General features: G+C 41.2%; 20 protein-coding genes and 1 pseudogene. 18 read left to right on the top strand and 3 right to left on the bottom strand.

Features of this window, described 5'->3' with window-relative positions:
- Positions 1 to 291: 291 nt before the first annotated feature.
- Positions 292 to 663: a GNAT family N-acetyltransferase gene (locus tag V1500_RS18365; RefSeq protein ID WP_409301474.1), complete on the top strand. Its 372-nt coding sequence runs from the start codon at positions 292 to 294 to the stop codon at positions 661 to 663.
- A 22-nt stretch (positions 664 to 685) separates the two neighbouring features.
- Here V1500_RS18365 and V1500_RS18360 read toward each other — a convergent pair whose 3' ends face one another.
- Positions 686 to 1,219, bottom strand: a complete 534-nt coding sequence (locus V1500_RS18360) for a DUF309 domain-containing protein (protein ID WP_409301472.1) — start codon at positions 1,217 to 1,219, stop codon at positions 686 to 688.
- Positions 1,220 to 1,689: 470 nt separating this feature from the next.
- Between V1500_RS18360 and V1500_RS18355 the strand changes: the two genes are divergently transcribed.
- The 17 genes from V1500_RS18355 (at position 1,690) to V1500_RS18275 (ending at position 17,220) form a co-directional block, all read left to right on the top strand.
- On the top strand, positions 1,690 to 2,454 hold the full coding sequence (locus tag V1500_RS18355) for a segregation/condensation protein A (RefSeq protein WP_409301470.1): 765 nt from the start codon (positions 1,690 to 1,692) through the stop codon (positions 2,452 to 2,454).
- Positions 2,441 to 3,022, top strand: coding sequence for an SMC-Scp complex subunit ScpB (scpB, locus tag V1500_RS18350; RefSeq protein WP_409301468.1), 582 nt, complete (start codon positions 2,441 to 2,443; stop codon positions 3,020 to 3,022). The genes V1500_RS18355 and scpB overlap by 14 nt, the downstream gene beginning before the upstream one ends.
- Before the next feature lie 251 nt (positions 3,023 to 3,273).
- Positions 3,274 to 3,699 carry a hypothetical protein gene (locus V1500_RS18345; protein WP_409301467.1) on the top strand — a complete coding sequence of 142 codons (426 nt, stop codon included), beginning with the start codon at positions 3,274 to 3,276 and terminating at the stop codon, positions 3,697 to 3,699.
- Between the two features lie 17 nt (positions 3,700 to 3,716).
- Complete coding sequence (locus V1500_RS18340; RefSeq protein WP_409301466.1) at positions 3,717 to 4,205, top strand: DUF3907 family protein; 489 nt, start codon at positions 3,717 to 3,719, stop codon at positions 4,203 to 4,205.
- Between the two features lie 155 nt (positions 4,206 to 4,360).
- On the top strand, positions 4,361 to 5,518 hold the full coding sequence (locus tag V1500_RS18335) for a D-alanyl-D-alanine carboxypeptidase family protein (RefSeq protein WP_409301464.1): 1,158 nt from the start codon (positions 4,361 to 4,363) through the stop codon (positions 5,516 to 5,518).
- A gap of 1 nt (position 5,519) precedes the next feature.
- Positions 5,520 to 6,113, top strand: coding sequence for a nucleoside recognition domain-containing protein (locus V1500_RS18330; protein WP_409301463.1), 594 nt, complete (start codon positions 5,520 to 5,522; stop codon positions 6,111 to 6,113).
- The gene (locus V1500_RS18325; RefSeq protein ID WP_409301461.1) at positions 6,113 to 6,649 is read left to right on the top strand and encodes a spore maturation protein; all 537 of its coding nucleotides are present in this window, start codon (positions 6,113 to 6,115) and stop codon (positions 6,647 to 6,649) included. The genes V1500_RS18330 and V1500_RS18325 overlap by 1 nt, the downstream gene beginning before the upstream one ends.
- Before the next feature lie 260 nt (positions 6,650 to 6,909).
- Positions 6,910 to 7,641 (top strand): 23S rRNA pseudouridine(2605) synthase RluB, encoded by a 732-nt coding sequence (rluB, locus tag V1500_RS18320; RefSeq protein ID WP_409301459.1) that lies wholly within the window; start codon positions 6,910 to 6,912, stop codon positions 7,639 to 7,641.
- Between the two features lie 97 nt (positions 7,642 to 7,738).
- On the top strand, positions 7,739 to 8,266 hold the full coding sequence (resA, locus tag V1500_RS18315; RefSeq protein WP_409301457.1) for a thiol-disulfide oxidoreductase ResA: 528 nt from the start codon (positions 7,739 to 7,741) through the stop codon (positions 8,264 to 8,266).
- A gap of 17 nt (positions 8,267 to 8,283) precedes the next feature.
- Entirely contained in the window at positions 8,284 to 9,942 is a 1,659-nt protein-coding gene (locus V1500_RS18310) for a cytochrome c biogenesis protein ResB (RefSeq protein WP_409301456.1), read from the top strand.
- Positions 9,929 to 11,107 carry a c-type cytochrome biogenesis protein CcsB gene (ccsB, locus tag V1500_RS18305; RefSeq protein ID WP_409301454.1) on the top strand — a complete coding sequence of 393 codons (1,179 nt, stop codon included), beginning with the start codon at positions 9,929 to 9,931 and terminating at the stop codon, positions 11,105 to 11,107. The genes V1500_RS18310 and ccsB overlap by 14 nt, the downstream gene beginning before the upstream one ends.
- 203 nt (positions 11,108 to 11,310) lie before the next feature.
- Positions 11,311 to 12,027, top strand: coding sequence for a response regulator (locus V1500_RS18300; protein ID WP_409301453.1), 717 nt, complete (start codon positions 11,311 to 11,313; stop codon positions 12,025 to 12,027).
- Positions 12,024 to 13,802: an ATP-binding protein gene (locus tag V1500_RS18295; RefSeq protein WP_409306037.1), complete on the top strand. Its 1,779-nt coding sequence runs from the start codon at positions 12,024 to 12,026 to the stop codon at positions 13,800 to 13,802. Before V1500_RS18300 ends, V1500_RS18295 begins: the two co-directional genes overlap by 4 nt.
- Before the next feature lie 177 nt (positions 13,803 to 13,979).
- Complete coding sequence (gene sigX, locus V1500_RS18290) at positions 13,980 to 14,528, top strand: RNA polymerase sigma factor SigX (RefSeq protein ID WP_409301451.1); 549 nt, start codon at positions 13,980 to 13,982, stop codon at positions 14,526 to 14,528.
- Positions 14,506 to 15,777 carry a GerMN domain-containing protein gene (locus tag V1500_RS18285; RefSeq protein WP_409301449.1) on the top strand — a complete coding sequence of 424 codons (1,272 nt, stop codon included), beginning with the start codon at positions 14,506 to 14,508 and terminating at the stop codon, positions 15,775 to 15,777. The genes sigX and V1500_RS18285 overlap by 23 nt, the downstream gene beginning before the upstream one ends.
- 249 nt (positions 15,778 to 16,026) lie before the next feature.
- Complete coding sequence (locus V1500_RS18280) at positions 16,027 to 16,290, top strand: hypothetical protein (RefSeq protein WP_409301447.1); 264 nt, start codon at positions 16,027 to 16,029, stop codon at positions 16,288 to 16,290.
- 117 nt (positions 16,291 to 16,407) lie between these two features.
- On the top strand, positions 16,408 to 17,220 hold the full coding sequence (locus V1500_RS18275) for a histidinol-phosphatase (RefSeq protein WP_409301445.1): 813 nt from the start codon (positions 16,408 to 16,410) through the stop codon (positions 17,218 to 17,220).
- 332 nt (positions 17,221 to 17,552) lie between these two features.
- Here V1500_RS18275 and V1500_RS18270 read toward each other — a convergent pair.
- Positions 17,553 to 17,637: pseudogene (locus V1500_RS18270) on the bottom strand (sugar O-acetyltransferase); the annotation flags it as partial.
- A 582-nt stretch (positions 17,638 to 18,219) separates the two neighbouring features.
- Positions 18,220 to 19,794, bottom strand: coding sequence for a phosphoglycerate dehydrogenase (gene serA, locus V1500_RS18265; RefSeq protein ID WP_409306036.1), 1,575 nt, complete (start codon positions 19,792 to 19,794; stop codon positions 18,220 to 18,222).
- Positions 19,795 to 20,012: the final 218 nt, after the last annotated feature.

Below are 20,012 nucleotides of genomic sequence, written 5' to 3'. Positions count from 1 at the left end.
TATGATGGAAATAAAATGGTTATGTGCGCATTTGTCAGAATTGGTTCATTTATAGTAGAATAAAGTCATTGTACTACCTGTTCAATGAAAGAGGCTTAAACATGCAAAAAAATAATATAACCCTGCTCCTGATCCTGGCAGCCATAGCTGTAGTATGGGGAATCATATATTGGCGGTTCATTGCCTGATTCTCATTTGCGGCAGGCAGGTTGAAACCTGCTGTAAAGTTCTGTATGATAATAGAATTAAAACGGGAAAAATACTACGTTATTTCGTAACGAGGGATTATTTATGTTAATCAAGTATAAAAAAAACTATGAAAAGTTCGCTATGGGCCTTTTATCGTTCATGCCGAATGAGAAGGATATAAAAAAGCTGCAGCAAACCATGAAAGCCTATGAACTTGAAGAAGACCAGCAATTATTCCTTTGGAAAGACGATGAGATTATCGGGCTGATCGGAGTCCAATTTTCTGGTGATTCTGAGATTACCATACAGCATATTTCGGTGAATCCTTCTTTCCGTCATCAAGGGGTAGGTAAAAGCATGGTGCTCGCTCTTAAAGAGGTTTATCCTGATAAAATATTAAAACCAAATGAATACACAGCTTCATTCTGCGACAAATGCAATATTTCCCCGGGATCCGTTTCGGCAGGGGACTGACAAAAAAACCTTATCCTTAATATCAAGGATAAGGTTTTTCTTTACGCAATTGCAGCTGGCGTTCCCTTTCAAGGATGATGTCAGTACGGTCACGGGTCTTATGCCTATTGACCAATGAGGATGCGCCCATATTGCTGCTCCCTCCCCATACAAACCCTTCTGATTCACAGCGATGCCTGCACACAGCAGCCAGGCCAGGATCGTTTAACGGCAGGTTCACGCTCTCATACGGCAGTTTTTTTTTCATACGATCCTCTATTTCATTCAAAATATGTAACAGCCTGGAATGCTCAATGCCCAATTCATCTATTTCCTTTTTCTTATTGATGAGCAATGAGTGGGCTTTATTGATTGTTTTTAATGCGCCGTTCATATTCTTTCGCCGAAAATGGTAAAGGGCGACAGCGATTTGTATAAGGCCCACCCAGTGTGAATTTCTTTCCTGGGGTGTTTCTTCCTTCCAATATTCCTCAAGCACTTCATGACATTCAAAATAATCTCTATCACCATGAAAATGGACTAAATATGCTATGTATGCTTCCGGGTAATTGTTCAAGGGAGCTTCACTCCTTTACATAGATAACAATATTGTAGCATACCCGCAATGAACCGGGTCGATATATTTGTTTCCAGCTACAAGTTTACTCATGAAAAAGAGGGGCAGGCCAGCGCAAAGTCCAGCCTGCCAAATGTGTTGTGATCGGTGTGAGGATAAAGGCACAGCCAGTTGTAACCATCTCATGTGTATTATAAAAGGATTTAAGCGATGCTGCGCCTTAGCCGATGCTCTTATCTCCCATATTAGTAAACCTCCGCGTAATGCTAACTCATTACACTTTCAGCTTATGGTAATTCCCATGAATGGCAAGGGCGCAAGCCTATATATGCATATTTTATTCTGCGTTTCAGCCTTGCACGCGCAAAAAACACAGATATCTATTGGATAAAGGCTATTAATCCTCTATACTATGTATAGCCGCAATCTGCGCGGCTAAAGCATTTGGATTATTTGTGAGGTTTTTTGCAATGTACAATATAAAAATTGATGCTTTTGAAGGACCAATGGATCTTCTCCTTCATTTGATCAATAGGCTGGAAATTGACATATATGATATTCCTATGGCAGAAATAACTGAGCAGTATCTGGGGTACATCCATGCGATGAAGGAGCTGGAGCTGGATGTCGCGAGTGAGTATCTGGTTATGGCAGCGACCTTGCTCGCGATTAAAAGCAAGATGCTGCTTCCAAAGCATGATGATGATTTGATGGATAATGACGAGAGTATGGAATATGAAGAGGATCCCCGTGATGAGCTGGTCAAAAACCTTCTTGAATATCGAAAATATAAGAATGCCGCATCTGAATTGAAGAATCTTGAGGAAGAACGCAGCCTGATATTTACTAGACCGCCTAGCGACCTGGCTGAATTTATGCGGGAAGCGGAGCATGCAAAGATAGATTTGAACGTCAGCCTATTTGATATGCTGGGGGCATTCCAAAAGCTTTTAAGGCGTAAAAAGCTGCAAAAGCCGTTATTTACCAAGGTAACACGCCAGGAAATATCGATTGAAAAACGTATGAATGAAATTTTGGAAGACATTAAGATGTTTAAGGGCAGGAGAAGCTTTTTTGACCTCTTTCCTCAAAATGATAAAGAACATATGGTTGTCACTTTCCTGGCAGTGCTGGAACTAATGAAACTGAATGAAATTTTGGTCGAGCAGGATGGGAATTTCTCGGATATTCTTGTTACCGCCAAGGAAGGTGTAGAAGCAGTTGGAAGTTATTAATTGGAAAAGTATATTGGAGGCGCTGTTATTTGCTGCAGGCGATGATGGCCTGTCATTACAACAAATATCAGCAGTTCTTGAAATCACGGATATACAGGCCGTTGATTTAATGGAATCCCTAATTGAAGATTATCAAGCCGAGAACAGGGGGATACAGATTATAGAGGTCGCTGGAGTATACCAGCTTGCGACTAAGAAAGAACACTCTGTTTATCTCAAAAGGCTGGTTGAAACACCTTCCTCCCATGGGCTGTCTCAGGCTGCCCTGGAAACTCTTGCAATCATCGCCTATAAGCAGCCTATAACGAGAACTGAAATTGAGGAAATTAGGGGAGTTAAAACAGAACGTCCGCTGCAAACCCTGATTTCAAAGGTTCTGGTCAAAGAGGTGGGAAGGGCAGAAGGCTCTGGAAGGGCATATCTTTATGGCACCACAAAGGAGTTCTTGGATTATTTTGGATTGAAATCGATTAAAGAGCTTCCTCCTTTAAATGAAGGAGATGAAGAAGAATTTGAAACTGGAGAAGCAGATCTTTTCTTTGGTAAATTTCAGGAAACAATCGAATAACATATAATTCTGAATTGTGATAATATATTAAGTAAGGAATATTGTGCCTTTCTAAGTAGTAACTGCATAGATGTACCGGTAGGCCAAAGGAACAAAAGAGCAAGCGAAGAGATGTTGAATGTTTAGTCAGCGCGCCCGATACACGGGAAGCAGCAAGCCTGATGTATATGGAGTACACATCAAGTGACTGAATAATAATTGCCTGCAAAATCCTTTTTACCAAAAGTAATGGAATGTCTGGAGGGCTGCGCTTGTTGATTACCTTGTGCAGGGGAATCCTGTTGGAGAAATCGGCGTCAAATTCACCGGAAGATTATTTCAATCGTTCGGAGGTTACGTATGTGGACGACGGACAGGAAAGAACGTTATCTGTTTTGTACCTTCGTTTTTTCGATGAACAATTGCGGAATTTCACTCCCTACAGCAGCAATCCATTATTTATAGCCGAGGGAAGAAACGTTTTTTTGCATGATATAGCAGCGATTGTCTGGATGGTCAAAAATCCGGGTTTCCGCAATCGTAAAAGGGTATATATTAGTAACGGCAAGGAGTTCGCCTCTCTATTTAAGGGCATTGATTTTAAAAAGCTTGAAGTGTTATTCGAACGTTTGGAAAAGCATAATTCATTTGATCTCATATCACTATCCGAGTTTTCTGATGCAGTTAACGCTAATTAAATGAGGAGGGTTCATGGTTGGGTAATACTCTAGTAAGGACTCAGCTTGAGGAAGTAAGAAATTTCTTAGTATATACGGTAAATAAGTTAGAAGAGTTTTTGAATGAAACTACGTACAGCGGGCTGCAGGAAGAAAAGAACGGTGACAGCGGTTACTATAAAGGGCTTCTTTCAAGCTTAAGAAGGCTTCTTGTTAATTGTGAAGAGGGGCTGGAAGCCTGCCAGATTGTGCTGAAAAATGAGGTATTCCATAAGGCAGCAGCAGAGAGAACTTTATACCGTATTTATCATCAATGTATAGAAGAATATTTCTCCCCAAAGTCTGACAGGTGGTATGAGGATAGCCGCTCGGCCTATACTGGAAGAAACTCGATCAAATTCCATTCAGAGGTTCCAGAGAGCCTGTCAAACATCGTCAAGGATCTGGAAGCGAGCTTCCAGGCAGTACGTGAAGACCTTGAATTCTACGAGACCGACTATCGAACAAAAATGATGCAATCTCAATAATAAGATGACAGGCAGCCATATGCGGCTGTCTTTTGTTTTTGGAAATAGACTATTGGATCACCTATACTGCGATTGGCTGCCCAGCAACTTTTATTCATAACCCTCGTCCTTAAGCATACACTTGTACAAAACAAATTAGGGATGAGGGGAATGCTTTGCAATTCATATATAAAATTTCTCCATATGTACTCTCAGTGCTGCTTTTGCTTTTTCTGACTCCTGAAAAAGCAAAGGCAGATGATTTATCGCTAAGCGCAAAAAGTGCCATTTTAATGGAACAGGGGAGCGGAAGAGTCATTTTCCAAAAGGATGCCAACAAAAAAAGCAGGATAGCAAGCATTACTAAAATCATGACGGCAGTGCTTGCTGCGGAATCAGGTAAAATGGAGGAAACAGTAAACATAAGCAGCAAAGCTATCGGCACAGAGGGCTCGTCGCTATATTTGAAGCACGGCCAAAAAATGAAGCTTGAAGATTTAGTTTATGGCCTTATGCTTCGCTCCGGAAATGATGCAGCGGTGGCTATTGCTGAATATGTCGGAGGCAGTGTGGAAGGCTTTAATTGGATGATGAATCAAAAAGCTGAAGAAATCGGGATGAATAATACGCATTTTTCCAACCCCCACGGATTGGATAACACAAAGAACCACTATTCAACGGCATATGATATGGCATTGCTTACACGCTACGCCATGAATAATGAATATTATCGGAAAATCACTGGCGCCAAAGTTCATCGCACTTCTAATTCCATTGAAGACTGGGATTATGTTTGGAGAAACAAAAACCGGCTTCTTACTCAATTATATAAATATTGTACCGGTGGGAAAACAGGATACACGAAGCTGGCGAAGCGTACATTGGTAACTACAGCTTCTAAGAACAGTTTGGATCTGATAGCTGTAACGCTCAATGCTTCGGATGACTGGAACGATCATATTTCAATGTATGAGTCGGCGTTCGAAGATTATCAGAATACCGAAATCCTTCCAGAGGGCTTGCTCAAAGAGGTTAAAAAGAAGCCATACAAAGGCAAAGCATATATAAAAAATTCATTTGATTATCCATTGAACAAGGAAATTAATGAGGAAGAGATGGTCCATGTTAAGCTAAAGCTGCTTAAACCGAGCAAGAACTGGCTCAAGGATGGTGAAATACCGCAGCGAGTGGGGATTGCAGAAATCTATCTGGATAACGAAAAAATTGGCTCGCGTTATATCTTTTACAAAAGACAAAAAGAAAAAGTAACGCTGTCCCAGCCATCCTTGTATTCCGTTTGGAAAAAAACATTTAATGTGTTTATGGGTATATAGCATGGTTAATTACATCTGGGTAGGAATGACTGTCATTGGTGTAATATTTGCCATGGCAAACGGGACAATGGACCAGGTGAACAAGGCATTGTTCCAAAGTGCAGCAGACGCGGTGACCCTTTGTATTGGATTAATGAGCATTCTGGTATTTTGGCTGGGCTTAATGAAAATTGCCCAGGATTCCGGTCTGCTTGAGAAACTCTCTTCCCTGTTCCGTCCAATTGTTATACGCCTTTTTCCTGAGGTGCCGCCAAACCATCCTGCGATGGGATACATACTGTCTAATATGATGGCCAATCTTTTTGGACTTGGAAACGCAGCAACACCGCTCGGTATTAAAGCCATGGAGCAGCTAAAACAGCTAAATGAGGGAAAGAGTGTCGTTAGCCGTTCAATGATTACATTTCTGGCGCTAAATACATCAAGCATTACCCTTATTCCGACAACCGTTATAGCCATCAGGATCACCCATAAATCAATGTCGCCGACCGACATTGTGTTTCCAACTATTCTGGCCACAGCCATCTCCGCAGTTGCAGCTATATTTATTGATCGGTACTTTTACTATAAGAGAAGCCGCAATGGGGTGAAGTAATGCAATGGATGACCACAGTTTCTATTTGGATGATTCCATTAATAATCTGTTTTATCATTATTTATGGAACTTATAAACGTCTTCCGACATATGAAACCTTTGTCGAGGGAGGGAAGGAAGGTATTCAAATGTCCTTCTCCATCATCCCTTTTTTGGTAGGCATGCTCGTAGCTATATCAGTCTTTAGGGCATCAGGGGCTCTCGGCTTTATAGTCGATTTCCTGCGTCCACTACTGGAACTGCTGCATGTTCCCCCGGAAATTGTTCCCCTTGCCATAATAAGGCCCATATCTGGTACTGCAGCCCTGGGCATGACAAGCGACCTGATTTCTGTATACGGGCCGGATTCTTTTATCGGCAGGCTGGCAGCCGTTGTTCAGGGAAGCACAGATACAACCTTTTATGTACTGACGGTTTATTTTGGGGCGGTTGGAATCAAGAAGATGGGAGATGCATTAAAGGTTGGGCTGCTCGCCGACTTAGTCGGCATCGTCGCAGCAATAGCGGTCGTAACGCTGGTTTTCGGTACTGGCTGATGTAAAGGGGAGGCAGCAGGGGCTGTCTCTTTTTCGTTTTGAAAATCGTACCGGAAGTCAGAAAATACTAAATTTTGGTGAGGAAAATAATACTATGGTAAACTCTTAAAGGAAACAAAGGATTAGATTTATTTCCCAGACAATAGTCTACAATAACAATATGGTAACTGTATTTGTGCCACATTAAACATCGTTAAGGACGATATATTGATATTATTATGCTTAACATGACAAAATGGAAATGAAAAGGTGGAATATAAATGGAACGACTGCAAAAGGTGATCGCACATTCAGGAATTGCTTCCCGAAGGAAGGCCGAGGAATTAATCGCGGAAGGAAAAGTAAAGGTAAACGGAAAAGTGGTTAAGGAATTGGGCACAAAAGTAGGACCGAGTGACAAAGTGGAGGTAAATGAGATTCCGCTTGATAAAGAAATCCCGGTGTATTTCCTTCTTTACAAGCCGAGGGGCGTTATTTCTGCAGTATCGGACGATAAGAACAGAAAGGTTGTCACAGATTTCTTCCCAGAGGTAAAAGAAAGAATATATCCTGTGGGAAGGCTTGATTATGATACCTCCGGGCTCCTCATCCTGACAAATGACGGTGAATTCGCCAATAGTCTGATGCACCCAAAACATGAAGTGGACAAGGTATATGTAGCGAAGGTAAAAGGCATCCCGATGCGTGAAGGCCTTCGAAAACTGGAAAAAGGAATTATGCTGGAAGATGGAAAAACAGCACCAGCTCGGACAAAATTGTTATCGGTGGACAAAAGCAAGCAAACAGCCATCGTTGAAATTACCATTCACGAAGGGAGAAACAGACAGGTGCGAAGAATGTTCGAGGCAATCGGACACCCAGTAATCAAGCTTAAAAGGGAAAGATATGGGTTCTTAAACCTCCATGGACTGTCTGCAGGGGAAGCGAGGGAACTCACTCCTCACGAGGTAAAAATGTTAAGGGCTCTGGCAAATACTGGACAGAAAAGGTAAAGATTGTCACATAACCTTCAAAAATAAAAACAATGTCGGCAAGATGTTAAATGGTATAATGAAGGGACGACGAAAGAAGGGAACTAGGGGGATTTTTATGGATAAAAAGAAGCGACGCCTTGTTTTGAGAGCCGTCATCCTCTCATTACTAGGTGCAGCTTTGATTTATACTCTTTATGCCAATTTTATGAAGGAAAAGAACGAGGTTGCAAAAAAAGGGGCTATAGCACCAAACTTCGTCCTGACGGATTTGGAGGGCAAGCAGCACAAGCTGTCGGATTACAGGGGGCAGGGAGTATTCCTGAATTTCTGGGGTACCTGGTGCAAACCCTGTGAAAAGGAAATGCCCTATATGGAAAATCAGTTCAGAGCCTTCAAGGACAGAGGGGTACAAATCCTGGCTGTAAATTCAGACGAATCTGAATATGCTGTAAAGAGTTTTAGAGATAAGTACAATTTGACGTTTCCCGTTGCGATAGACAGGGGAGAAGTTCAGACAGCTTACGGGGTGGATCCGCTTCCAGTGACGTTTTTAATTGATAAGAATGGGAAGATCGTCGATATGCTGACGGGATCACTCTCCGAAAACTTTATAGAGCAACAGATGGAGAGAATAACACCATAACTTGGGGAGTTTTATAAATGAATGATATAAAATGTGAATGCGGACAGGTAAATCCTCATGGCACAGTTTTATGTGAATCATGCGGAAGGCTGCTTGATGAATCACGGAGCGCAGAAAAACTCATCGATATGCGCTATGAAGGCAGTGCCAGACGTTCGCAAACCTATAATAAATCTATTATCGATAAGATTTGGAACTTCTTTTCGTCCGTAAAAGTTGGTGTATGGCTTATTGTCATTACTTTGGCGGCGTCAGCAATCGGAACGATATTTCCCCAGGAAGCGTACATACCGCCAACTATACCTGCAGAGGAATATTATGAACAGGAATATGGCTGGCTTGGTAGGGCATATTATTTACTTGGTTTCCACAATTTGTATAGCTCATGGTGGTACCTTATTCTGATTGCGTCCATTGGCATGTCTATCCTGATTGCAAGTATTGACCGTTTTTTTCCATTGTATCGGTCTCTGAAGAAACAGAGGATCATGAGGCATGAAGGCTTCTTAAAACGACAGAGGATATTCGGAACCACAGATATGTCAGTTAAACCTGTTGATTGGGACTCTATCCAAAACAGACTCAAACAACGCAGATATAAAATTCGTGAAGAAAACGGTAACATCCTGGCCGAAAAAGGCCGCTTTTCCAGGTGGGGCCCTTATGTCAACCATATTGGCTTAATTATATTCCTGATTGGCGGCATGCTCCGTTTCATTCCCGGCATGTACGTTGATAAGGTTCTCTGGCTGAGAGAAGGGGAGACTAAGGCCATACCTGGCACCAATGGAGAATATTACTTGAAGAATAATAAGTTCTTCGTGGAAGTTTATGATAAAGAGAAAGATTCAGAGAATTTCGCTGCTGCTATTGACAGGGTAGGGGCGATAGCCAAAAACTATCAGGCTGATGTGACATTATACGGAACAGAAGGGGGAGCGCTTCCAGGAGAAAAACCGGAGCTTAAAAAGATAAAGGATCATAGCATTCAGGTGAATCAGCCTTTGAAACAAGACCATTATGCGTTATACCAGGTGGATTACAAGCTGGATGAACTGTATAAGATGTCATTCAATTTCATAGATAAAAAAACACAAGAGCAATTTGGCCAGTTGACGGTAGACTTATATGATCCTCAAAAGACTTATAAATTGAAAGATGGATATTCAGTAGAATTGATGAGCTATTTCCCGGATTTCAAATTTGATGAAGATGGACAACCAAGCACAATTTCAAGAATCCCGAACAATCCCGCATTCATCTTTAAACTGTTCAGTCCCGATAAGCCCAAGGGGGAAGTAAGCTTTGTGGCGATTAAACAGACACTGGAGCCATTGGGAGAAAACAAATATAAATTGGCGTTTGCGGGAATTGAGACCAGAAACGTTACAGCCTTGACGGTCAGGAAGGATTTGACATTATGGGTGCTTGCTTTGGGAGGTGCCATTTTCATGGTGGGAGTAGTCCAGGGAGCATACTGGAATCATAGACGGATCTGGCTTCGAAAGAAGGATGGAGAAATTTGGATTGCCGGACATACAAATAAAAACTGGCATGGGTTGAAGCGTGATATCACGGCAATCATTAAGGATACTGGAATTAATGAGCCCATCGACCAGCTTCAGGAGGAGAAATCCTTCGCAAAGGGGGAAGACAAAAAATATGGTTCAGCTTAGCAGCAACTTATTATATATTGCATTTATATTATATCTTATCGCTATGTTTTTCTTTGGTGGCGCAATAAAGGATAAACGTGGAGGACAAGAAAACAAGCAGAACAGATGGGCACTTATTGGGTTAACCGTCTCAGTTATAGGGTTCATTTCCCAATTAGGATATTTTATTACTCGCTGGATAGCAAGCGGACACGCGCCTGTTAGCAACCTGTTTGAGTTTACTACATTCTTTGGAATGATGATCGTTGCAGCATTTATCATCATGTACTCGCTGTATAAGACACCTGCATTAGGATTGTTTGCAATGCCAGTCGCTGTTCTTTTGATTGCCTATGCAAGCATGTTTCCGAGGGACATTTCCCCTCTTATCCCTGCACTCAAAAGCGATTGGCTGCATATCCATGTGACAACAGCCGCTGCTGGACAGGCGATCCTGTCTATCAGCTTTGTAGCAGGTATCATTTACCTCCTTAAATCAGTGGACCAGTCGAAGAAGAATAAGAGTACCTTCTGGCTTGAAACGACCATGTTCATGCTGGTAGTGACTCTCGGTTTCATTTTAGTTTCTTCTGTTTTCTCAGCTATTGGATATAATGCTGACTTCAACTGGACCGATAAGCGGGACCAGGCGGTAAAAATGACGTATACCTTACCGGCGATTGTAGGCCCTCACGATGCGGAGCTTTTGACTGAAGGGAAATCGCAGCCGCTTATCGAGATGCCGGCCATAATTAATGCAAAAAAGTTGAATACGGTCATTTGGTCATTGGCTGGGGGAGCTATTCTGTATATTATTTTAAGGATTATTTTAAGGAAAAGAATTTCCGCTGCGCTGCAGCCTCTTGTGAAAAATGTAAATCTTGACCTGGTCGACGAAATTGGCTATAGATCAGTACTTATAGGGTTCCCTGTTTTTACTTTAGGTGCGTTGATCTTCGCCATGATTTGGGCTCAGATTGCATGGACTCGATTTTGGGGATGGGACCCGAAAGAGGTATGGGCATTGATAACCTTTTTATTCTATGCAGCGTTTTTGCACCTTCGATTATCCAGGGGATGGCATGGAGACAAGTCAGCATGGTTAGCAGTGATCGGTTTCGGTATTATTATGTTTAACCTGATTGCCGTTAATTTAATCCTCGCCGGCCTTCACTCGTATGCATAGGTACAAATTTTTCGATGATGTTTTATTAGGGCAAGGTTGCTTTTTCCGCGTTCATACAAAGCTTGCGCTTGCGGAAAACTAGAGCTGACCTGCCCTTTTATGTACCATTTCTATCATTGTTCAGACATACTACGTTGTTGCCTCAATGGTAACCGGATGTTTCGAATCTGCAGAATAAAATATAGATTTTAGGAGGGGTTAAGGTGGAAAATGCAGTAAAAATCCTGGTAGTAGATGATGAGGAAAGGATCCGCCGTCTATTGAGAATGTATCTTGAAAGGGAGAATTACGTTATAGAAGAGGCTGAAAATGGTGATAAAGCCTTAAGCAAAGCATTAGAAAACGATTATGATTTAATTCTTCTCGATATTATGATGCCTGGCAAAGATGGGATTGAAGTCTGCCGGGAGCTAAGGGAAAAGAAGACAACTCCTATTATCATGCTTACGGCAAAAGGAGAGGAAATAAACCGGGTGCAAGGTTTTGAAGTCGGCACAGACGATTATATTGTTAAGCCATTCAGCCCCAGAGAAGTGGTGCTTCGGGTAAAAGCTTTATTGCGCCGTTCTTCAGCGGCCAGCTTTATCAGTACGGACAAAGCATCAAAAGATGTGATTGTCTTCCCGCATTTGACCATAGATCATGATGCTCACAGAGTAACAGCGGATGAGAAAGAAGTTTCCCTGACACCGAAGGAATATGAGTTACTTTACTTCCTTGCTAAAACACCAGATAAAGTTTTTGACAGGGAGCAGCTTTTAAAAGAAGTATGGCATTATGAGTTCTTTGGAGATCTTCGAACAGTTGACACCCATGTAAAACGATTGCGTGAAAAACTAAATCGTATTTCTGAAAATGCCGCAAAGATGATCGTGACAGTATGGGGTGTCGGTTATAAGTTCGAAGTCAGCAACGACTGATGCTTTGGCGAAGTGTTGTAGGGAAGCTTTGGATTACGATTCTTTTCCTTGTTTCGTTCGTATTGCTGATCTTGACCGTTTTACTGGTGGAATTTTTTCAAAACTTTCAAATGGACCAGGTTAAAGAGGATTTATCGAATAGCGGCAATAGAATTGTACAAATTCTTAAAGCTCATAATGATAGTGAACTTTCGTTGCAAATTGCCGGAGATATGGTGGGCAAGGATACCAAAATGCTGGTAATCAGCAATGAACATGTTGTATATTCCACTGATGAAACACCGGATTCCCGGGTAACGCCAAGATTTCTGAGAGAAGACGATGACTTGCAATCCGTTTTTTTAGATCGAAAACCAGTCGTAAAAGAAATGCAGCTGCCCTTGACTAATGCCGTGAATCAATATTCATCCGCGATCGTAGTAGGGCTTCCATTGGATCATCATGGAAAAAAGGAAGAGCTGTTCCTGTACCAAACCTTGGAATCCATGGAAGAAGGGACACATTCAGCAACAAAATTCATTCTGCTTGCTGCAGGTGTAGCAATTATATTGACTACGATCTTTGCGTTCTTCCTTTCAACCAGGATCACCTCTCCATTAAGGAAAATGAGGGAAGCCGCGTTCGAGGTCGCAAGAGGAAAGTTTGATACCAAAGTACCAATCCTTACCCAGGATGAAATAGGAGAGCTTGCAACCGCATTCAATCAAATGGGAAAGCAGCTCAATTTCAATATGAACGCCCTTAGCCAAGAGAAGGAACATCTATCAAGCATTCTTAGCAGCATGGCCGATGGAGTCATAACCTTCAATAAAGATGGGACAATTCTTGAGACCAACCCTCCAGCTGAAAGGTTTCTGCAAAGCTGGCACTTTGAGAAAGGCTACACTCATCAAGATGGGGATACAGTTCCGTTAGTACTGATGAGTTTATTTGATCAAACAGAAAGGCTGGGGCGTGAACAAGTAGGAGGCATAACGCTTCAAGGCCATGATTGGGTCTTAATTGTGAGTCCGTTATATACCAATGATAATATACGCGGGGCTGTGGCCATTATCAGGGATATGACGGAAGAACGTAAACTTGATAAGCTGCGAAAGGATTTTATCGCAAATGTTTCACATGAATTAAGGACCCCTATATCAATGCTTCAGGGATATAGTGAGGCCATACTGGATGATATCGCCGGCAGCGATGAAGAAAAGAAAGAGATGGCCAGGGTCATATATGATGAATCCCTAAGGATGGGCAGGCTTGTTAATGACTTGCTTGACCTTGGGCGTATGGAAGCAGGGCACATTACCCTAAATTATGACAGCATTGAATTGGGACCTTATCTAAGCAGGATTACAAATAAATTTTTAGGACTTGCAAAAGAGAAAGATATTCAGATTAATGCGGTCATGGAGGATAACCATGTTCAATGGCAATTTGACCCTGACCGTATTGAACAGGTTCTTACTAACCTGATCGACAACGCGATCCGCCATACTCCTGAGGGAGGAAAGGTACAAGTGGTACAATCGATAGATGACCGGCTTGGACTCGTGTTTGAAGTGAGAGACTCAGGATCGGGCATCCCTGAAGAAGACCTTGCATTTGTATTTGAAAGGTTTTATAAGGCTGATAAGGCTAGAACCAGGGGGTCCGGAACTGGGCTGGGGCTGGCTATCGCCAAAAATATTATTGACGCCCATGAAGGATATATCACTGTAAATAGCCTGGTGGACAAGGGTACCACATTCACCTTCAATCTTCCACGAAAAATGCTGAAATAGGAATAATATTGAAGAGACATGTTAAAAAATCTTGTTCCATAAGAAACAACCATACGTTTGTTATTTTTCTGGAAGGGGAGGAATCCCCTTCCTTTTTTTATGTAAAACCACTATAGTTAAGGTGTAACTTTTTATGTAAAACAAACGACTAATGAATTAGACGGAGGTGGGAAAAACGTGGACTCCGTTTTCCAGGAATTATATGACAAATATCATCAGGATTTATTTCAATTTTTGATATATCTCGTGAAAGATCGGCAACTCGCTGAGGATTTATCCCAGGAGGTATATATAAAAGTTTTAAAGGCTTATGGGCGTTTTGAGGGAAAAAGCAGTGAAAAAACGTGGCTGTTTTCCATCGCAAGGAATGCGGCTATCGATCATTTCAGGAAACAAAGGACATGGAAGCAAAGGCTATTTTCAAATTTTGATTGGGATAACCATCAAATTAGCGATCCTGGAGTGCTGCCTGAAGAGATTGCGGTGCAAAATGAGAATCTTCGACAAATCTACAAAGCCCTTGACTATTGTTCTATGGATCAAAGGTCTGTTATTGTCCTGCGTTATATCCAATCACTCACGATATCAGAAACCGCCTTGGTGCTGGATTGGACCGAAAGCAAGGTTAAAATAACCCAGCATCGGGCATTAAAGGCAATAAAGAAGATTATGGATGACCATGCAGGAAAGGAGGAATATTCCTTTGAAAAAATTCCGGTGGAATGAAGATGAATTACAGATGCTGCTCAAAGAACTGCCGAAAATAGAAGACAATCGATCTCCCGAGCAGATCTTCAACAATATAAAAAACAGAGTGAATAAGCAGAAAAAGCGGCACAGATGGGTTCCAATGGCGGCTTCCACAGCAGCCGCATTCGTTCTCGCTGCTTTATCCATTCCATACTTTATGGAGAATGAAACAACAGAATCGTCCAGCGCCGAAAGTGAATTTGTGAGGTTCGATAAAACGGCTGAAACCACCATCACTGAACAATCAAAAAAAGAAGCTGGCAGTACAACGGGAAAAACTAAGGAAAAGCCGCTTCAAAATAACCAGGATACAAATGAAAAATCTACTCCAGCAGAAAGTGAAACTCCTACTATTGCGGAAGAAGAGCCGCATAATAAAGAAAATGTCATTAAGGCAAGGGTTGTGACAAGTTATGCAGAATCTGTTTACCCTGATCGCAAAGAGGAACAACCCATTATTAATATGGGGGTCACAGATGTCCAGGCGAATTATTATATACCATTATCGCTAGCTGCTAATAGTGTGGATTCAAAAGAAAACGTTGCCGGGCTAAATGAATTGTCCTCTTATGTAAACGAGAAAGCTTATGGAATCTCAAATCCGATTCCACCCGACGTCAAAATTACTACCGAACCGGATGAAAGGCACGTCATAGTGGATTTTCCAGCAAATAGTACATCGATTCAATATGATTCACAAATATTTTCTGCTTTGCAGCAGAGCTTAAAATATACTGACAAACAATCGGTAACCTTTTCCATTGATGGACAGCTGGATGTTGAATTTCCACACCTGGGACAAGTAACAGACAGATGGATTGAAAAGGAAGAAAAAAAAGCCTTTTACGTCTACCAGGCTAGTGAAGATGCCCCAGGCCTCCTTGTCCCTTCGAATATTTCATTCAATACACCTGAAGAAGCAATGCTTGCAATGAAATCAAACCCAGACGGGCAGCAAACTATTTTAGCTTCGATCCCATCTGAACTTGTATGGAATGCGGTGACAGAGGACGGGAATAAATTAATCATTGACCTGTCTCCAGAGAGCGCTGTAGAAAACGTGGACGCTTTGCCGGTAGCCATTGAAGCTATTCTATTGACTGCAAAGGATTTTGGAAAAGAAACGGTCCTATTCAAGAATCCACCCATAGAATCGATTGGATCCTTTGACCTGACGAATGAAATTACTGTACCAGTTGCCCCAAACCTTATTACTGGGAAATAATTCGTAAAACTGCCCTGACCGGGCAGTTTTTCATTTTGGGTACAAAAGAGGATTGCAGAGTTCGGGGATGTTTCCTTTGTGAAAGGTTCACAAAATTCACTTTTAAAATGTGGCTATGCTATAAATGTTTGGAACGATGATGTACATCATTTCATTCTTTCTCATCACTGTCACCATCTTTTGGTCTAAGCGGCCCAAATTTTTGCGCAAGGAATAATTATTTATATGTGTATTGCAGGTAACTAGCAAGTGAAACATCTACCAAGCGGAGGAATGTGTATCAGGGCACCCACATATACTCTAAAAGTCGAATCCAGAATAGAGAATGCAGGAGGAAAAATGGTGAGGGATTACGGAAGAAGGTTCTTAATTGTCATGATTATTGCTTTATGTATTGGATTGCTCTTTATAGGTGGAACAAGTGGACATGCTGATGCAGAGGCAATAACCTTTACAGGGACTTTTATTATCTCGATAGAAAATGGCACGGCTGCCATATGGCACGGTTCATAGCCCCTATACATGGATGCTATATTTTGCGTGTCATATCTCATGGATATATTAGATAATTCTGTATTGCAACATAACTTCACTCCTTTGTATAATTAAAGGAATAAAGGAGGCTATGACATGCTTACAGATTATCATAATCATTTAGAAACTGGCACTCTAACATTGAATTATCTAACTAAATTTACTGATAGAGCCAAGGAATTACATATTGAGAGTTTTGGAATTTCCGAGCATGCTTATCATTTTTATCAAACGGCAGATATTTTACAGAATGATTGGGTAAATCCACGAAGATATTATGATATGAATGACTATGTAAAGCTATTCCATCAAGCCTGGAATCAAAATATAGACGTAAAAATGTCCATTGAAATGGATTATACACCAGGCAAGCATAAAGAAATGGAGAAGTTTATTAAAAGCTACCAATTTGATTACGTGATCGGCTCCATTCATTGGGTCGATGATTTCGGAATCGATTTGAAGGAATTTAAGCACCTGTGGGATGAAAGAGATCTTTATGAAACCTATGAAAAATATTTTGATCAAGTAGTAACATTGGCACAATCGAACCTGTTCGACATCATTGGGCATATAGATTTAGTGAAAATCTTCAACTATGTTCCTGCTGATCAATCATTCATCCTTCAGCAATATGACCGGGCAACCGAAGCACTGAAAAATTCAAAAACCTGTGTCGAGATAAGCACTGCAGGGCTTCGAAAACCGGTTGGAAAATTGTATCCCGAACCCGGGTTATTAAAAATGTGCAAAGAAAAAAATATACCGATTGTACTCTCTTCGGATGCACACTTTCCGGAGCATGTAGGCTGGGAATTTGATTCTGCAGTCGAGTTAGCACGTTCGGTTGGCTATTCGTCGCTTCTTACCTTTAATAAAGGGGAACGGAAGGAAATGCCGCTGGGATAAAACAGCCGGGATTCTAGACTATATGAATGAATAATTAGAGAGCTTCGTTTTCATTTGAGGTACCTGCAGTTTTAAAAATATATAAAAAAGGTGCGCACGCAGCAGAGTAATTCGCTTATGAATTCGCTCTGCTTTTTCATTTAAAGGAAATTATGAAGATTTCCAATACCGAAAAATCAATGAGAGCTCTATTAGTGAAAACATAATAAAAAGTTTGCTCCTGCTATCTACTATGCGAATTAATTCGCTAATTTGACAACCAGTAAACGACAGTCGTCGTAAGATTTCTTATCCAGAAATAACCTCTAATTAGTCAAGTAATAATAGAATAGTTAGATGCTTTTTAGTATCTTTGCTGGATTTCCAGCCACTACTGTTTTGGCTGGAACATCTTTTGTAACAACAGAAACCAGCAGCAACAATTGAATCATCCCCCAATGGTCACGCGAGCCAGAATTATCATGTGGATATTGAAGCCCAAGCCGCAATGAAAATTGTGTTCCATAATACCCCTCATACCTAAAGTACCAAACAAATCCTTTATAATTTCCTCTTTTTTTGAGAAATCTTTTATGCCACTATTGTTGAACAAGTATTATGAGCACGGATATTTTTCATGCATAGCCCGTCAGTGCCCCTTTGAGAAAAAGATTTTCATATTATATTCATTTTTCATTTTCCTCCCTCTTCAAACAGTATATAACGCAATAATGGTGACGCCTCATTCGAAAGGCCATGAGCCAGCTTATCCCACAGAATCACTTGGTTAATAAGATGGAAGCAGACCTTGATTTCCCATTGTACCTTGGGAGGACCAGTTATGGTCTAAAAACGAGTGCCCAAGACTTGAATCCTGGACTCTTTTTGATAAAAAACAATGGGATGACAAAAGGGGTTCGGCATGTTTCCATTCCGAGCCCCTTTTTTAACAATATGAGGGCTCCAATTTTATGGAGCCTTTTTTGCGGGATTTAAACAAGTTAATAAGATGTCTTTTCCTTATAACGATATTCTATAAAGGGAAGTAATGTCGTCTAAATGGTTTATCTTTTGAAGCATATCATCTGTTAATGGTTTATCGAATGAAAGAACCATGATTGCTTCTCCACCTGCCTGTTTTCGTCCAACCTGCATCGTTGCAATGTTGACATCGTGATCACCCAGGATTTTCCCTACCCTGCCAATAACCCCTGGGCGGTCAGTATGCTGAATGTACAGGAAGTTGCCATCCGGGTGGAAATCAATATCAAATCCATTTAAACTCACAATTCTTGAACCATAATTATTTACATATGTACCACGGATGTCAAATTGCCGTTTTTCCCCTTTTACAGTAACAGTTATACAATTTGAGTATCCAAATGTTTCGGAGGAAATTTTCTCTCCTACTGTAATGCTTCTTTCCTTTGCTATTACCAATGCGTTTACTTCATTTACCGGAACATCAAGTTTTGAACTGAAAAAACCGGATATAAGGCTCTTTGTCAGCAGGCTGGTATCAAAGTTTAAGTTTTCTCCTGCATAGGTTACGGAAATTTCATGAACCCCTTCTTTTACGCATTGAGAAACTATGGAGCCCATTTGTTTAATTAATTGATAATAAGGCTGGACCTGCTCAAACAGCTCTTTGGAAATAGCTGGAAGATTAATAGAATTGGAAACAGGATTGCCTGCAAGAAAAGTCAGTACCTCCTGTGCTACCTGGGTAGCTACATTTAATTGAGCTTCTTTTGTTGAAGCACCCAAATGAGGTGTGGCGATCACGGTATCCAGCTCAAGCAGTTTATTCCCAACCGCAGGTTCTTCTACAAAAACATCCAATGCGGCTCCCGCAATATGTCCTTCAAGGAGCAGCTCGTATAAATCCTCTTCATCAATAATGCCGCCGCGGGCACAATTTAGAATGTATACACCTTTTTTACATGTCTGCATATTACTTTTATTTAAAAGCCCTTTTGTTTCAGAGGTCAGCGGAGTGTGCACAGTAATGATATCTGCCTTTGTTAACAATTCATCCAATGGAAGGAGTGTCACATTCAATTTTTTGGCGCGATCCGCGGTCAAAAATGGGTCGAAAACAATAACATCCATTTCAAAGGCTTTCGCTCGCTTGGCAATTTCGCCTCCAATCCTTCCCATGCCGACAATAGCAAGCGTTTTTCCTCTAAGTTCAGTTCCTGTAAACGCGGCACGTTGCCACTTGCCTTGTTTAATGGAAAAATAGGCTTGAGGAATATGACGCATCAAAGAAGCCATCATCGCAAAGGTATGCTCTGCGGTGGAAATTGTATTTCCGTCAGGTGCATTCACGACCACTACACCTCTCCTTGTCGCAGCCTGTACATCGATATTATCCACACCGACACCGGCACGGGCTACTATTTTAAGGTTTGGCATTTTTGACATGAGATCCTCAGTTACCTTTGTGGCACTTCTTACGAGGATTGCATCTACATCTTTTAAATCCATTTCTGCTTCTTCAACAGTTTTTTGAAGCAATTCAATATTAGGAGCATCGAGAAGGGGACCTAATCCTTCTGGTTTGATGGCATCCGCTACTAATATACGAAACATCATTCACACCTGCCTTAGAATATACATAAATTTCAGTTAATTGTACATAAGAAGCAGAGCAACTGTCAATTTCACATTAAGGGATGAAAGCGGTTTAACAAGAGCTTTTTCTGGCTGCATTTCGTCGAAAGTTCTGATTTATCAATAACTTTCAAGGGGGGGAGAAAAAAACCGAATATTTTTTCTTGTCTGTTTTGGATTGTTAAGAATTGATGTCG

It is taken from the genome of Peribacillus sedimenti (genome assembly GCF_046237635.1).
GTDB classification, from domain to species: domain Bacteria; phylum Bacillota; class Bacilli; order Bacillales; family DSM-1321; genus Peribacillus; species Peribacillus sedimenti.
This window is presented reverse-complemented; position numbering and strand designations above follow the sequence as displayed.